This is a genomic window from Nonomuraea mesophila, from assembly GCF_004352805.1.
GTDB lineage: Bacteria > Actinomycetota > Actinomycetes > Streptosporangiales > Streptosporangiaceae > Nonomuraea > Nonomuraea longispora.
The window spans coordinates 44,333-58,416 of record NZ_SMLD01000016.1; the positions used below are offsets into that span (position 1 = coordinate 44,333).

General features: G+C 71.1%; 11 protein-coding genes. 4 read left to right on the forward strand and 7 right to left on the reverse strand.

Annotated features, from left to right (window positions below; translation table 11 throughout):
- Positions 1 to 24: 24 nt before the first annotated feature.
- Genes E1295_RS09110 through E1295_RS09120 form a run of 3 tightly spaced genes read right to left on the reverse strand, consistent with a single transcriptional unit; the run spans position 25 to position 4,366 of the window.
- Entirely contained in the window at positions 25 to 900 is an 876-nt protein-coding gene (locus E1295_RS09110; protein ID WP_246079935.1) for a carbohydrate ABC transporter permease, read from the reverse strand.
- A complete protein-coding gene (locus E1295_RS09115; RefSeq protein ID WP_132629536.1) occupies positions 897 to 1,889 on the reverse strand; it encodes an ABC transporter permease in 993 nt (330 codons plus the stop codon). The genes E1295_RS09110 and E1295_RS09115 overlap by 4 nt, the downstream gene beginning before the upstream one ends.
- On the reverse strand, positions 1,886 to 4,366 hold the full coding sequence (locus E1295_RS09120; protein ID WP_132629538.1) for a beta-xylosidase/alpha-l-arabinosidase: 2,481 nt from the start codon (positions 4,364 to 4,366) through the stop codon (positions 1,886 to 1,888). Before E1295_RS09120 ends, E1295_RS09115 begins: the two co-directional genes overlap by 4 nt.
- A gap of 242 nt (positions 4,367 to 4,608) precedes the next feature.
- On the opposite strand from E1295_RS09120, the gene E1295_RS09125 reads away from it, so the two are divergent.
- Complete coding sequence (locus E1295_RS09125) at positions 4,609 to 5,853, forward strand: endo-1,4-beta-xylanase (protein ID WP_220448620.1); 1,245 nt, start codon at positions 4,609 to 4,611, stop codon at positions 5,851 to 5,853.
- 118 nt (positions 5,854 to 5,971) lie between these two features.
- Here E1295_RS09125 and E1295_RS09130 read toward each other — a convergent pair whose 3' ends face one another.
- The 4 genes from E1295_RS09130 to E1295_RS09145 form a co-directional block, all read right to left on the reverse strand.
- Positions 5,972 to 6,742 carry a SigB/SigF/SigG family RNA polymerase sigma factor gene (locus E1295_RS09130; RefSeq protein WP_132629540.1) on the reverse strand — a complete coding sequence of 257 codons (771 nt, stop codon included), beginning with the start codon at positions 6,740 to 6,742 and terminating at the stop codon, positions 5,972 to 5,974.
- A gap of 182 nt (positions 6,743 to 6,924) precedes the next feature.
- Positions 6,925 to 8,643 carry a heparinase II/III domain-containing protein gene (locus E1295_RS09135; RefSeq protein ID WP_132629542.1) on the reverse strand — a complete coding sequence of 573 codons (1,719 nt, stop codon included), beginning with the start codon at positions 8,641 to 8,643 and terminating at the stop codon, positions 6,925 to 6,927.
- Positions 8,643 to 9,650 (reverse strand): hydroxyacid dehydrogenase, encoded by a 1,008-nt coding sequence (locus tag E1295_RS09140; RefSeq protein WP_132629544.1) that lies wholly within the window; start codon positions 9,648 to 9,650, stop codon positions 8,643 to 8,645. The genes E1295_RS09135 and E1295_RS09140 overlap by 1 nt, the downstream gene beginning before the upstream one ends.
- Positions 9,647 to 10,681, reverse strand: coding sequence for a LacI family DNA-binding transcriptional regulator (locus E1295_RS09145; protein WP_132629546.1), 1,035 nt, complete (start codon positions 10,679 to 10,681; stop codon positions 9,647 to 9,649). Before E1295_RS09145 ends, E1295_RS09140 begins: the two co-directional genes overlap by 4 nt.
- 302 nt (positions 10,682 to 10,983) lie before the next feature.
- On the opposite strand from E1295_RS09145, the gene E1295_RS09150 reads away from it, so the two are divergent.
- The 3 genes from E1295_RS09150 to E1295_RS09160 are packed head-to-tail and all read left to right on the forward strand — an operon-like array spanning position 10,984 to position 14,062.
- A complete protein-coding gene (locus E1295_RS09150; RefSeq protein WP_132629548.1) occupies positions 10,984 to 12,267 on the forward strand; it encodes an ABC transporter substrate-binding protein in 1,284 nt (427 codons plus the stop codon).
- A complete protein-coding gene (locus tag E1295_RS09155) occupies positions 12,264 to 13,244 on the forward strand; it encodes a carbohydrate ABC transporter permease (RefSeq protein ID WP_132629550.1) in 981 nt (326 codons plus the stop codon). Before E1295_RS09150 ends, E1295_RS09155 begins: the two co-directional genes overlap by 4 nt.
- On the forward strand, positions 13,241 to 14,062 hold the full coding sequence (locus tag E1295_RS09160; RefSeq protein ID WP_132629552.1) for a carbohydrate ABC transporter permease: 822 nt from the start codon (positions 13,241 to 13,243) through the stop codon (positions 14,060 to 14,062). Before E1295_RS09155 ends, E1295_RS09160 begins: the two co-directional genes overlap by 4 nt.
- Positions 14,063 to 14,084 lie beyond the last annotated feature (22 nt).

Genomic DNA, 14,084 nt, shown 5'->3' on the forward strand with positions numbered 1-14,084 from the left:
GGGGGTTGTGTAGGCGTGAGGAGGCTAACCCTTGACCGCTCCGAGCATGACTCCGGAGACGAAGTACCGCTGGACGAAGGGGTAGACCGCGAGGATGGGCAGCACGGTGAGCATGATCGTCACCGACTGGATGTTGGCCGCGACCTGCGTGAGATCCGCCGCTCCCGCGCCGGCGTTCTCGGCGCCGGTGGCGCCCGCGATGATGTTGCGCAGATAGACGGTGACCGGGAACAACTCCGTCCTGTTGAGGTAGAGGAACGCCGAGAACCACGAGTTCCAGAACGAGACCGCGTAGAACAGCACCATCGTGGCGATCACCGCCTTCGACAGCGGCAGCACGATCCGCCACAAGATGCCGTAGGTGTTGAGCCCGTCGATGGCGGCGGCCTCTTCCAGGTCGCTCGGCAGGTTCTCGAAGAACGCCTTCATCACCAGCAGGTTGAAGACGCTGATCGCGTTGGGCAGCACGATGGCCCAGAGTGAGTTCGTCAGCCCGAGGCTGTTGACCAGCACGTAGTTGGGGATGAGTCCGCCGTTGAAGAACATCGTGAAGACGGCGACCCAGATGAGGAACGTCCTGCCCTTGAGGTGCCTCTTGGACAGCACGTACGCGTAGCAGGTGGTCAGCACCATCGCGATCGCGGTGGCGACGACGGTGTAGACCACCGTGTTGCGGTAGTTCGTCCAGAACATCGGGTCGGCGACCACGATCTGGTACGTCGTCAGGTTGAACCCGCGCGGGACGAGGTTGACCTCGCCCGACAGGATGTAGCGTTCCTCGCTGAAGGAACGGGCGATGATGTTGACGAACGGATAGAGCGTCACGATGACCACGCCGGTCAGGACGACGGCGTTGACGACCTGGAAGGCGCGGTAGCCCCGGCTCTTGGCGAGTGTCACCACAGGCTCGTCCCTACTGCTCGGCGGGAGATCAGGTTCGCCGACAGGATCAGGGTCAGCCCGATGATGGCCTCGAACAGGCCGATAGCGGCGGCGTAGCTGAAGTTGCTGGACTCCACGCCCATCCGGTAGAGGTAGGTGGAGATCACGTCGGCGGTCGGATACGTCAGGGGGTTGTAGAGCAGCAGCACCTTCTCGAAGCCGACGGCCATGAACGTGCCGATGTTGAGGATCAGCAGGGTGACCGCCGTCGGCCGGATGCCGGGAAGAGTGACGTGCCAGATCTGCCGCCACCGTCCGGCGCCGTCGATCCTGGCCGCCTCGTAGAGCTGCTCGTCGATGGTGGTGAGGGCGGCGAGGTAGAGGATGGTGCCCCAGCCGACGGTCTGCCAGATCTCCGACGAGATGTAGATCGTGCGGAACCACTCGGGTTTCTGCATGAACGCGACGGGATCGTCGCCGAAGGCCCGGACGATCTGGTTGATCGGCCCGTCGATGGAGAGCGTCTGCATGACGATGCCGGCCACGACCACGATCGACAGGAAGTGCGGCAGGTACGACACCGACTGCAGGAACCTCTTCAGGCCGCGGTTGCGGACCTCGTTGAGCAGCAGCGCCAGCACGATCGGCAGCGGGAAGCAGAACAGCAGGGTCAGCCCTCCGAGGATCGCGGTGTTGGTGAAGACGTTCCAGAACGTGGGGTCGTTCAGGAACAACTTCACGTAGCGCAGGCCGACCCATTCCTCGCCCAGCACGCTGCCGCCGGGCTCGAACTTCCGGAACGCGATGATGTTGCCGATCATGGGGGCGTACCGGAAGACGGCGAAGAACACCAGGGGCAGGATGGCCAGCGAATAGAGCTGCCAGTGGCGGCGGAACGCCGCGCTCCAGGAGGTGGCGCTGGGAAAGCGCTTTCTTCGGCGGCGTGCGGACGGCCCGGTTTCGAGGGTGTCCGGTGGGGGGTTCATGGTCGTGGGGGTGGTGCTCATCCTCTGTCCTCCGGTGCGATGCGCTCGATCCGCGCCCGTGGCCGCATCCGTCGTTCGTGGCCCACTTCTCGTACGTCGCCGGTCAGGCGCAGCGGCACGGTCCCGGCCACGTCGGCGCTCGACCGCGCGAAGCGCAGCTCGACCTCGCCCGGCTCGACGATGCGCCGCCCGCGTACGCCGGTGAACGAGGTGAGGTCGGCCGGCACGTCGAACGTCACCCGCGCGGCCTCGCCGGGCTCCAGCGGGACGCGGGTGTAGCCGACCAGGCGGACCACCGGCCGCGTGGTCTGCGCGACCGGGTCGTGCAGGTAGAGCTGGACGACCTCGGTGCCGGGCCGGGTCCCGGCGTTGCGGACGGTGACGGCGACGCTCACCTCGCCGTCGACCGGCCAGTCCGCGCGCTCCCCCGGCTCGCCGGGCCCCGTCACGTCGCTCCAGTCGAACGTCGTGTAGCCCAGCCCGTGGCCGAACGGGAAGGCGGGGGTCGGGTCGACGGAGGACACCTGGGAGCGCCGGCCCAGCCACGGCGACAGGTACGTGGCCGGCAGGCCGCCCGCGTCGCGCGGCACGCTGACGGGCAGCCGTCCCGACGGGTTCACCGCGCCGGTGAGCACCTCGGCCAGGGCCTGGCCGCCGCGCTGGCCGGGGAAGAAGGCGTAGACGATGGCGGCGGCGTCGTCGACCTCCTGGCCCAGCGCGTACGGCCGCCCGGCCAGCAGCACGAGCACCACGGGGGTGCCGGTGGCCAGCACGGCCCTGACCAGCTCGGGCTGCACGCCCGGCAGGCGCAGGTCGGTGGCGTCGCAGCCCTCGCCGGAGGTGCCGCGGCCGAACAGCCCGGCCCGGTCACCCACGGCCAGCACGCACACGTCGGCCGCGGCGGCCGCGGCGGCCGCGGCCTCGATGCCGGAGGTGTCGTCGCCGGTGATGTCGCAGCCGGGCACGTGGGCGAGGCCGGGGACCAGCGCGCCGAGCGCTTCGCGCAGTGTGGGGATCTCCAGCCCGAGCCCGTGCTCGGGGTGCGCGCCGACGTGCGCGGGGAAGGCGTAGCAGCCGAGCATCGCCATCGGGTCGTCGGCGACCGGCCCCACGAGAGCGACCCGCCGGCCGGGGGCCAGCGGCAGGATGTCCGCGGTGTCGCGCAGCAGCACCACCGATTCGCGGGCCAGCCGCAGGGCGATGTCCCGGCTCTCGGCGTCGTCGAGGCGCAACCGGCCGGCACCGCCGGAGGAGCCGCCTGGGGAGTCATCGGAGGAGTCGCCGGCGAAGTCATCGCAGGAGTCACCGGAGGAGTCGCCGGACGCGGGATCGGGCAGGCTCTTGGACAGGCCCTCGGGGATGCACTGCCAGCCTTCGTCGAGCAGGCCGAGCTCGGCCTTCTGGGTCAGCACCCTGCGCAGCGCGCGGTCGACGAGCTTCTCGTCGACCGCGCCCGCCTTGACCGCCTCGACCAGCGGCTCGCCGAAGGTGTCGACGGTGGGCAGTTCGACGTCGATGCCGGCGCGCAGGGCGAGCCCGGCGGCCTCGGCGCCGTCGGCGGCCACGGCGTGCAGTTTCTGCAGGAACCGGATCGCGAAGTAGTCGGCGACCACCGTGCCGGTGAAGCCCCACTCCTCGCGCAGCAGCCCGGTCAGCAGGCCGTCGTCGGCGGCCACGGGCACGCCGTCGATCTCGGCGTAGGAGTTCATCACCGAGCGGGCGCCGCCCAGGCGCAGCGCCATCTCGAACGGCGGCAGGACGACGTCGGCCAGTTCCCTGCGGCCCATCGGGACGGGGGCGAGGTTGCGGCCGCCGCGCGAGGCGGAGTAGCCGGCGAAGTGCTTGAGCGTGGCGACGACGCCGGCGCCCTCCACCCCGCGCACGTAGGCGGCGCCGATGGTGCCGACGAGGTAGGGGTCCTCGCTGATCGTCTCCTCGGTGCGGCCCCAGCGGTAGTCGCGGGTCACGTCGAGCACCGGGGCCAGGCCCTGGTGCACGCCGGCGGCGCGCAGGGAACGGCCGATCCGCCCGGCCATCTCCTCGACCAACCCAGGGTCGAACGTCGCGCCCCAGCTCAGCGGCGCCGGGTAGACGGTCGCCCGCCAGGCGGCGAAGCCGGTCAGGCACTCCTCGTGCACCTGGGCGGGGATGCCGAAGCGGCTGGTCGCGACGATCTCGGCCTGGGAGGCGGCCAGCGACCGGGCCCCGGCGGCGGGGTCGACGGGCGCGGTGCCGTACGGCCTGGTCAGCTGGCCGAGCCCGTGCCGGATGACGCTGCTCCACTCGGTGCCGCCGGCCATCTCGGTCTGGTGCGGGGCGACACCCTCCCCCGAAGCGTCGGCGCCGACCCACACCCCCACCAGCTGGGCGACCTTCTCCTCCAGCGTCATGAGCGGGATGAGGGCCTCGGCCCGCTCCGAGGGAGTCAGCGTTGGGTCCCGCCACCGCGTGCCGCCGTCCGGCGTGGGACTTGTGTCGATCGGTCCGTGGCCCGTCATGCCATCCCTTCGGGGCTTATAACGGCAACATCCCACGCGGATTGCGGTATGTGAAGCCGAAACTTTCAAGGAAAGCCGCTTAATATTGCGGCAACATAAGGCGGTTCACGGAAAGCTGTCAAGAGCGCCTTCAACTGCTATGTTGCAGATCTGGTCGGCGCGCTACGCCCGAGTTCACCGGCTTTGTCGGTCGTTGTGCGACGATAACTTTCCTGAAACTTTCGGCATGACGAGAGGTCGCCGTGACCCTGACGAATCTGGACGCCTCGATCAGGAAGAACCGTACTGCGAATGCCGCGATCACCGTCACCCTGGACGGCGATCCGCTGCCGGATCGGGACGTTCTCGTCGCCCAGCGCGACCACCGGTTCCTGTTCGGCTGCACGGGGTTCGACCTCGTGCCCTTCGCGGGCGGCGAGCTGACGGGCGAGGCCGCCGCCAGGGCCGAGCGGCTGGCCGAGCACTGGCTCGGGCTGTTCAACTTCGTGACGCTGCCGTTCTACTGGGGGCAGTTCGAACCGGTACGCGGGCAGGCCGGGACCGCGCGGCTCAGGAAGGCGGCGGCGTGGTTCCGCGAGCGGGGGCGGCCGGTCAAGGGGCATCCGCTCGCGTGGCACACGGTGACGGCCGACTGGCTGATGGACCTGCCGAACGAGGAGATCGCCCGCGCGCAGGTGGACCGGATCCGGCGCGAGGTAAGCGATTTTTCCGGACTTATCGACATGTGGGATGTCATCAACGAGGTCGTCATCATGCCGATCTTCGACAAGTACGACAACGGCATCACCCGCCTGTGCCGCGAGATCGGGCGCATCCCGATGGTCAGGATGGTCTTCGACGCCGCCCGCGAGGCCGACCCGCACGCGACGCTGCTGCTCAACGACTTCGACATGTCCGCGGCGTACGAGTGCCTCATCGAGGGCCTGATCGAAGCCGGCGTGCGCATCGACGCGCTGGGCCTGCAGAGCCACATGCACCAGGGCTACTGGGGCGAGGAGCGGACGCTCGCCGTGCTCGACCGTTTCTCGCGGTACGGCCTGCCCCTCCACTTCACCGAGACCACCATCCTGTCCGGCGAGCTCATGCCGGGGCACATCACCGACCTGAACGACTACCAGGTGGCGTCCTGGCCGAGCACCCCCGAGGGCGAGGAGCGCCAGGCCGACGAGATCGTACGTCACTACCGGACGCTGCTGTCGCATCCGTCGGTGGAGGCGATGACGTACTGGGGGATGGCCGACGGCGGCTGGCTCGGCGCGCCCGGCGGGTTGGTCCGCGCCGACGGCAGCCCCAAGCCGTCGTACGAGGCGGCGCGGGCGCTCGTCAAGGGCGACTGGTGGTTCCCGCCCACCACCTTGCGCACCGACGCGGAGGGGCGGGTGCGCTTCACCGGGTTCCTCGGCACGTACGAGGTGTCGGCGGCCGGCCGTACGGCGGCCTTCCGCCTGGACAATCCCGGCGAGACCCGGGCCGTCGCCGCGATGTGAGACCGCGACGTGAGGCCGCGATATGACGCCGCCCGGATCCGGCACGTAAGGCCGGGATCCGGGCGGCGTCAGGGCGGGCCAGGTCTGGTCGGGTCGGGGTCTGGTCGGCCGGGTCTGGTCAGTCCTGCAGGGCGGTGCGCAACTTGGTCAGCACGGCGCGCAGGATCCGGGAGACGTGCATCTGCGAGATGCCGAACTCCGTGGCGATCTCCGACTGGGTCATGTTGCCGTAGAAGCGCATGAGCAGGATCGTGCGCTCCCGCTCGGGCAGCGCGTCGATGAGCGGCTTGATCGCGTGCTTGCCGAGCATGTTGTCCAGCGAGTCGTCCTGCGCGGGCAGGAAGTCCCCGAGGTCGGCCGCGTCGTCCTCACCGCCGACGGGCGCGTCCAGCGACAGGGTGCTGTACGCGGCGGAGGCGTCGAGGGCGAGCAGCACGTCCTCCTCGGAAATGCCCATCTTGCCGGCCAGTTCGGCGACCGTGGGGGCGCGGCCGAGGGTCTGGGTGAGCTCGCTGGTCACCTTGTTCAACTCCAGGCGGCGCTCCTGGTAGACGCGCGGCACCCGGATGGCCCAGGTGCGGTCGCGGAAGTGCCGCTTCACCTCTCCGACCATCGTGATCATCGCGTAACCGCGGAAGTCGTGCCCCAGCGTGGGGTCGAATCCGTTGATGGCCTTCATCAGGCCCACGTACGCGGCCTGGCGCAGGTCCTCCATCGGCTCGCCGCGGTAGCGGTAGCGTCGGGTGACCTCGCCCACCAGCGCGTCGTACATGGCCACGACCCGCTCACGGATCCGTACCTTCCGCAGCTCCGGCGTCTCGGGCCGGTTCATCTCGGTGAGCAGCTGCTCGGCGGTCATCTCTTCGAGTGCGATCTCCAGGACGGCCATCTGATGCTCCCAAAGCTCAGTTCATGGCTGCCCCTGCACAGCGAAAAAGCCCAGGCAGAGGCACGCCACGTATAACGCGTGGGTCGAAGCCCTCTGCTGGACTTCTGGATCAGAGTATTCCCCATGACTGGGCATTTATCAACATATCGAGGCACAAATTTCCGCCCTTGCCTCCGCGACCGTCAATCCACGGTGAAGACGAAGGCATGCGGGCCGGACGGTACGGCGGCGCTCAGGCGTACACGGTGCACGGTCTCGGGAACGCCGTCGTGGCCGCGTACCTCAAGGTCCTCGGCCGTGACGCGCCACGGGGGCGGGACCCGCAGCAGGACCGGCCCCCAGCGGACCGAGTCGCGGCGCACCTCGGGGCGCACGCGGGAGACGAACGACTCCGTCACCGGGCACTCGCCTCCCGTGACGTCGAAGGTGTCGGTGAGCTCCAGCCGGGCCGGCCGCCAGGCGAAGGCGCGGGTGAAGCGGACGAGCCGGGGCGCGTCGTAGGCGGCGGTCAGGTCCAGCGTCCACTCCACGGTGCCGCGGCCGGCCGCGTACCGGACGGTCTCGGCGCGGCGGTCGCGGCCGGGGAGTTGCGCGGCGCCGTCGATCAGCGGGACGGAGTGCCACTCCGCCGAGGCCTGCGGCACCGCGTAGCGGCCGGGGCCGAAGTAGTCGCGGGTGTACTCGGGGGCGCCCAGGTCGTCCAGCACCGTTCTGCCGTGGGCGTGCAGGACGAAGTGGCCCAGGTCGAGATGGTTGTGCGGCTCGTCGTTGTGGCCGCCCTTGGCGGCGAAGGCCGTGCCCTCCGCCCTGGCGACCACGATCGCGGCGTCCGGCAGGCGGTCGTGCGAAGCGAGCGGGGCAGGCGGCACCGGCGGCTCCGTGAGCGATGTCGGCGATGTCGGCGATGTCGGCGATGTGGGTGCCGTGGGTGCCGTGGGTGCCGTGGGTGCCGTGGGTGCCGTCCACCACAGGGTGCGGCTCAGGTGCGCCCAGCGGTAGCAGTGGTCGTCGTGGAACGACGGTTCCCGCCGCCGCGGCGGCACGGGCACGCCCAGGCGCTGCGCCAGGCGGTCCAGCAGGCCGGCCGGGTAGGCCCCCGTGCCGGAGGAGTCGGCGAAGGCCGGCCGTGTGCCGTCGCCGAGGTCGATCCTGGCGGGGTAGGCGGCCATCTCGCGGACGTGGGGGTCGTCCAGCATGTCCCTGCCCGTACGCTCGCGCAGCGCCTCGGCGAAGTAGACGAAGTAGCCGAAGCCGTAGGACCAGTAGTCGGGTCCCTCCAGGCAGGCGCCGTCCTGGCCCGCGCCCGCGAGGAACGACCGCAGGGCACGCTCCAGGCGGGGCAGGAGCGCGGGCAGGTGCTCTGAGTCGAGGGCGAGGGCCGCCATCCCGGCCGCGCCGGCGCAGACGGCCGCCCAGTTGTGCCGGGCCGACTCCCACCACAGGGCGGGCGTCGCGGTCCGGAGGGGGCGCAGGACCCTGCGTTCCACCTCCGCGCGCGCCCGGTCCCGTACGCGGGGGTCGAGCCACCCGCCGAGCAGGGCCACGGCCTCCGCCAGCGTGTGCCCGGTCTCGGCGGCGAACAGGTCGACGTACGTGCCGACCGGCCGGTCACGCGGCTCGTGGGCCGGCAGCACCCAGGTGTACTCGTCGCACACCGCCCACAGCAGGTCGTCGAGCGCCGGGTCGGGGCGGCCGTCCAGGTGCGCGGCGAGCATGAGGGCGGCCAGGCGGCGGCGCCGTTCGAAGTAGACGCGCTCGTAGGCCCGGCGGTCGCCGGTGTCGGCGTAGCGGCGCCACAGGGCGAAGGTCAGCGCGGGCAGCGGTTCCGTGCGGGCCCTCGCGGCCTCCTCCCGTACCTGCCGTACCAGCGACGCGGGCGCGGGAGGCCGGCGGGCGGGCATCAGGCGATGCGGTTGAGGTCGGCAGGGCGGACGGCGCCCCGGAGCGGGCGGCCGCGGACCAGGCGCTCCACCTCCGCCACGGCGAACTCCCCCAGCCGCCGCAGCTCCCGTCCCCGCGCGCCGCTGATGTGCGGGGTCACCAGGACGTTGGGCAGGGCCAGCAGCGGATGGCCGGGGGGCAGCGGCTCGGGCTCGGTCACGTCGAGGACGGCGGCGATGCGGCCGCCCGCGCAGTGGCGTACCAGGGCGTCGGTGTCGACGATGGCGCCGCGGGCGGTGTTGACCAGCACGGCCCCGTCGCGCAGGAGCGACAGCCGCCGGTCGCCGAGCAGGCCGCGCGTCTCCGGCAGCTCGGGAGCGTGCACCGTCAGCAGGTCCGCGCGCCGGCACAGCTCGTCGAGGGGGACGAGTCCCGCGCCGAGCGCGGCGGCCTCCTCATGGCTCGTGTACGGGTCGCTGAGCAGGATGTGCGCGCCGTGGGCGCGCAGGCGTCCGATGACCAGCCGGCCCACCCGCGAGGCTCCGACCACGCCGACCACCGCGCCGGTCAGGCCGCCGCGCTCCCCCGGCGTGGCCACGCCCGGCAGCGCGTCGCCCGACCAGCCTCCGGCGGCGTACGCGCGGGCGCGGGCGAAGACCTGCTTGGCCGCCAGCACGAGCATCGCCATCGTGTAGTCGGCCACCGGCACCGCGTTGGCCTGCGCCGCGGAGGAGACGACGATGCCCCGCTCGAACACCTCCGCCGTCACATGGCCCTTCACGCTGCCCGCCGCGTGGACGACCGCGCGCAGCCGGGGCGCGGCGGCCAGCACGCCGGCGTCGATGCGCGGGCAGCCCCAGCCGGTGATCAGGACGTCGGCGTCGAGCGGCTCCTCGAAACGGTCGAAGACGCGCTCGTGCACCCGGGCCACCTGCGACAGCCGGCGCCGCAGGTCCGGCGGGAACAGCTCGGGCAGCAGCGACGGCCGCAGCGCGAAGGCCGCGAGCGGGCCGGCCGGGAGGGTCATCGGGGGCCGAGCTGCCGGACCGAGCCGCGCACCACGATGTGCGTGCCGAGGATCAGCGGGCTGGAGGTCACCCGGCCGAGCGCGAGGCGCACGGCGGCCCGGCCGAGCTCGTCGTGCGGCAGGTGCACGGTCGTCAGGCGCAGGTCCTGGGCCGGCGGTACGTCGTCGTAGCCGACGATCGAGACGTCGGCGGGCACGCGCAGCCCGTGCTCGTCCAGCGCCTGGATCGCGCCCGAGGCCACCAGGTCGTTGCCGGCGAAGACGGCGGTGAAGCCGGGCGGCCCCTCGGCCAGGCGGCGTTTCATCGCGTCGTACCCCGCCTCCCTCGTGAACTCCGCCTCCACCTCCAGCGCCGGGTCGGCGGGCACGCCGTGCTCGGCCAGGGCGCTGCGGTAGCCGGCCACCCGGCTGTCGGAGGTGGTGTGGCCGGGCCGCAGCCCGAGGTAGAGAATCCTGCGGTGGCCGGCGGAGAGCAGGTGGGCGGTCACGGCGTGGGCGCCGCCGGTGTTGTCGTAGCCGACGACCAGGGCCGGCACGCCCTCTCCCAGCGGCGGGCGGCCGCACAGCACCAGGCGCGAGCCGGCGGCGGCCAGCGCGTGCGCGTACTCGGTCATCCGCTTGCGGTATTCGTCGTCGAGGACCACGCTGCCGACCAGGATGACGGCCTCGGCCCGCTGCTCGCGCAGGAGCTGCACGATCGACAGCTCGCGGCCGGTGTCGCCGCCGGTGGTGCAGATCAGCGACAGCCGGCCTTCCTGCGCGGCCTGTTCCTCCACGCCCTGGGCGATGTAGGCGTAGTAGGGCATGGCGACGCTGTCGACGACGATCGCGATGGCGCCGGGGCGGGCCGCCGACAGAGCCCTGGCGTGGGCGTTGGGGACGTAGTCGAGCTCGCGTACGGCCCGCATGACCTTGTTGCGGGTGACGGCCAGCACGGGGTAGCCGCCGGCCAGCACCCGGGAGACGGTGGCCACGGACACTCCGGCCCGCCGCGCCACGTCGCGGATGGTGACCCGGCCCGGCGTGCTCACCGGGCACCTTCCGGGGTGGCGGGCTCCCGGGGAGGGCCGGTGCGCGCGGAGGCGGCCCGATCGGCAGGCGGCAGTCTCACGGCTGGCCTCCAGGAAGGTAACCGGTTACATGGTGAACGCCCTGGACGCTAGGAGATCTGTTACGGCCCGTCAAGACCGGATTCAGCGGCTTTGTAACGAAAAGTTAACAGCGCATTGACGGCACCTGCCGGGCGCGTCTAACGTCCGCCTCACGACGTCAGAAGTAACCGGTTACCTCGCATCGGCACCGATCTCACCCCCCTGAACGAGAGGTGGCCCCGATGGACAGACCACTCAGCCGCCGCGGACTGCTCAAAGGCTCCGTGCTCTTCGTCGCCGGCGCCGCCGTCTCCGCGTGCGGCGGCGACCCGCTGGCCAAGACGAAGACCGCACCCGCCGCGGGCACCGCCAAGATCACCCTGAACCACTGGTACCACGAGTACGGCGAGGAGGGCACGCAGCAGGCGGCCCTGCGCTACGCCGCCGACTTCACCAAGGCCAACCCCGACATCGCGGTCAAGGTGTCCTGGATACCCGGCGACTACGGCACCAAGTGGACGGCCGCCGTGCTGACCCCCGACGGCCCCGACGTCTACGAGGTCAACGACGTCAGCCCCGACATGGTCAAGGCCGAGCAGGTCACGCCGCTCGACGACGTCCTCGGCGCGGAGAAGTCCGACTTCGACGCCAAGGTGCTGGAGCCGTACACGTGGGGCGGCAAGGTCTACGCGGTGCCCATGGTCGTGGACCCGATGCTGGTGTTCTACCGCCCGTCGCTGTTCCAGAAGGCCGGCGTGGCGGTGCCGACCAGCTTCGCCGAGTTCGCCGCGGCGGCCAAGACGCTCACCGCGGGCAAGCAGAAGGGCCTGTTCGCCGGCAACGACGGCATCGGCGACCTGGGGATGCTGGTGTCCTGGTCCAACGGCAACCTGCTGGTCGAGGACCGCGAGATCGTCTACGACGACCCGAAGGTGGTCGAGGCGCTGACCGCGCTCAAGGGCCTGCACGACAGCAAGGTCACCCTGCAGGGCTACTCCACCGACTGGTGGGACCCGGGCGCGCTGATCACCGGCGCGGCGGCCATGCAGTGGGTCGGCATGTGGGCCGTCCCCGGCATGGTCGCGGAGCTGGGCGACGACTTCGGCTCCTTCCCCCTGCCGGCCTTCGGCCCCGGCGGCCGTCAGGTGGTCAACATGGGCGGCTGGGTGCAGGTCGTCAACGGCAAGAGCGCCCACCTGGAGGCGGCCAAGAAGTACGTACGCTGGTTGTGGGTGGAGAACACCGCGGCGCAGACCGACTGGAACCTGGGCTACGGCTTCCACATCCCGCCCCGCACCAGCGCCGCCAACGCCGCGGACAAGCTGCGCACCGGCCCGGCGCAGAAAGTGATGGAGGCCGCGAACGCCCACGGCGTCAAGCAGCCCGCCCTGTGGACCCCCGAGGTGCGCCAGCCCTACACCGACGCCGTCACCGCCATCGTCAAGAAGGACGCCGACCCGGCCAAGACCCTGGCGGAGGCGGCCAAGCGGTCCCAGGACATCCTGGACAAGGTGCCCACGCTATGACGACCGCCGCGCCCGCCCGCCCTCGCGCCGGCGGGCCGCACCGGGCCCCCGCCCGGTGGGCCTCCCGGTGGCCGGCCTGGCGCGCGTTCCTCCTCCTCACCCTGCCGATGGTGGCCGGGCTGCTGCTGTTCAAGTACATCGCCATCGGCTGGGGCCTGCTGCTCAGCTTCAACGACGCGCGCGGCACCATCAGCCTCGGCTCGTGGAACGGCCTCGACAACTACCGGCGGCTGCTGGGGGACCCGGCCTTCACCAGGTCGCTGGTCACCATCCTGGTGTTCACGCTCTTCATCGTCCCGGTGACGTTCGCGCTGGCGCTCGGCCTGGCGACGCTGGTCAACCGGCTGCGCGGCGGCCGGGCGATCTTCAGGACCACCTTCTTCATCCCCACGGCCGTCTCCTACGTGGTCGGGGCGCTGGTGTGGAAGATGAGCCTGTTCAGCGGCACACCCTCGGGCGTGGCCAACAGCCTGGCCTACCTGCTCGGCTACGAGGAGAGCATCGGCTGGGTGGCGACCGTGGACCCGCCGCTGTACTGGATCGTGCTGGTCACGGTCCGGCTGTGGCTGCAGACGGGCTTCTACATGATCCTGTTCCTGGCCGGCATGCAGCAGATCCCCGCCCAGCTGTACGAGGCGGCGCGGGTGGACGGCGCGCACAGCGAATGGCAGCTGTTCCGGCACATCACCTGGCCGATGCTGCGCAACACCTCGGTCGCCGTGACGCTGCTGCTGATCATCAACGCGTTCCAGGCGTTCGACGAGTTCTACAACATCCTCGCCTCCAACCTGTCGGGGCTGGGCGGCGCCGACGGCAGGACCCCGCTGATCTACCTGTTCCAGACGGCGCTCGGCGAGCAGAACTACGGCGCCGGCTCCGCGGGCGCGTTCGTCGTCACCGCGCTGATCGTGGTGTTCACGCTGCTGCAGGGCCGCTTCGCCGGGTTCGGCAGGACCGAAGAGGAGGAGGGGCGATGAGGAAACGGCACCTCGGCTCGTACGCGGCGGCCATCGTCTTCGCGGTGCCGTTCCTGCTGCCGTTCTACCTGCTGATCCGCAACGCCTTCATGACCAGGCGGGAACTGGGCTCGCTCGAATGGCAGTGGTGGCCGGAGGAGATCAGCTTCCAGGGCTTCGCCGACGCCTTCGGCAACGAGGCGGTGCCGCTGGCCAACGCCCTGTGGAACTCCACGCTCATCGCCACGATCTCGGCGCCCCTGTCGACGCTGCTGGCCTCGATGGCCGGATACGCGCTCGCCCGCATCCCCGTGGCGGCGTCCAAGCCGGTGTTCTACTTCGTCATCGCCACGATGATGGTGCCGGGCGCGGCCACGTTCATCCCGACGTTCGTCGTGGTCGGCTCGATGGGAGGGGTGAACACCCTGTGGGGGCTGATCGCCCCCGGCCTGTTCAGCGCGTTCGCCGTGCTGCTGTTCCGCGGCTTCTACCTGCGGTTCCCCCGCGAGCTGGAGGACGCGGGCCGCGTGGACGGCCTGAGCCACCTGGGCCTGTACGCGCGCCTGGCGCTGCCCAACTCCGGCGCCCTGTTCGCCTCGCTCGGCATCCTGTCCTTCATCGAGCACTGGAACGCCTTCCTGTGGCCGCTGGTCATCGGCCAGGACCCGGAGTACTGGACCGTGCAGGTGGCGCTGTCCACCAACCTCAACCAGCAGGCGGTCAACCTTCCCGCGCTGTTCGCCGGCGCGCTCGTGGCCATCCTGCCCCTGGTCGCCCTCTTCCTCATCGCCCAGCGCTGGATCGTCAGGGGCGTCCTGCTCTCCGGCATCAAAGGCTGACCGGCCCCGGCCGGGGGTTCTC

What these genes read in the sequence shown, in the direction of transcription:
- E1295_RS09115 (WP_132629536.1), bottom strand. Translation starts at nt 1,889, where the DNA reads ATGAGCACCACCCCCACGACCATGAACCCCCCACCGGACACCCTCGAA.
- E1295_RS09120 (WP_132629538.1), bottom strand. Translation starts at nt 4,366, where the DNA reads ATGACGGGCCACGGACCGATCGACACAAGTCCCACGCCGGACGGCGGC.
- E1295_RS09130 (WP_132629540.1), bottom strand. Translation starts at nt 6,742, where the DNA reads ATGGCCGTCCTGGAGATCGCACTCGAAGAGATGACCGCCGAGCAGCTG.
- E1295_RS09135 (WP_132629542.1), bottom strand. Translation starts at nt 8,643, where the DNA reads ATGCCCGCCCGCCGGCCTCCCGCGCCCGCGTCGCTGGTACGGCAGGTA.
- E1295_RS09140 (WP_132629544.1), bottom strand. Translation starts at nt 9,650, where the DNA reads ATGACCCTCCCGGCCGGCCCGCTCGCGGCCTTCGCGCTGCGGCCGTCG.
- E1295_RS09150 (WP_132629548.1), top strand. Translation starts at nt 10,984, where the DNA reads ATGGACAGACCACTCAGCCGCCGCGGACTGCTCAAAGGCTCCGTGCTC.
- E1295_RS09155 (WP_132629550.1), top strand. Translation starts at nt 12,264, where the DNA reads ATGACGACCGCCGCGCCCGCCCGCCCTCGCGCCGGCGGGCCGCACCGG.
- E1295_RS09160 (WP_132629552.1), top strand. Translation starts at nt 13,241, where the DNA reads ATGAGGAAACGGCACCTCGGCTCGTACGCGGCGGCCATCGTCTTCGCG.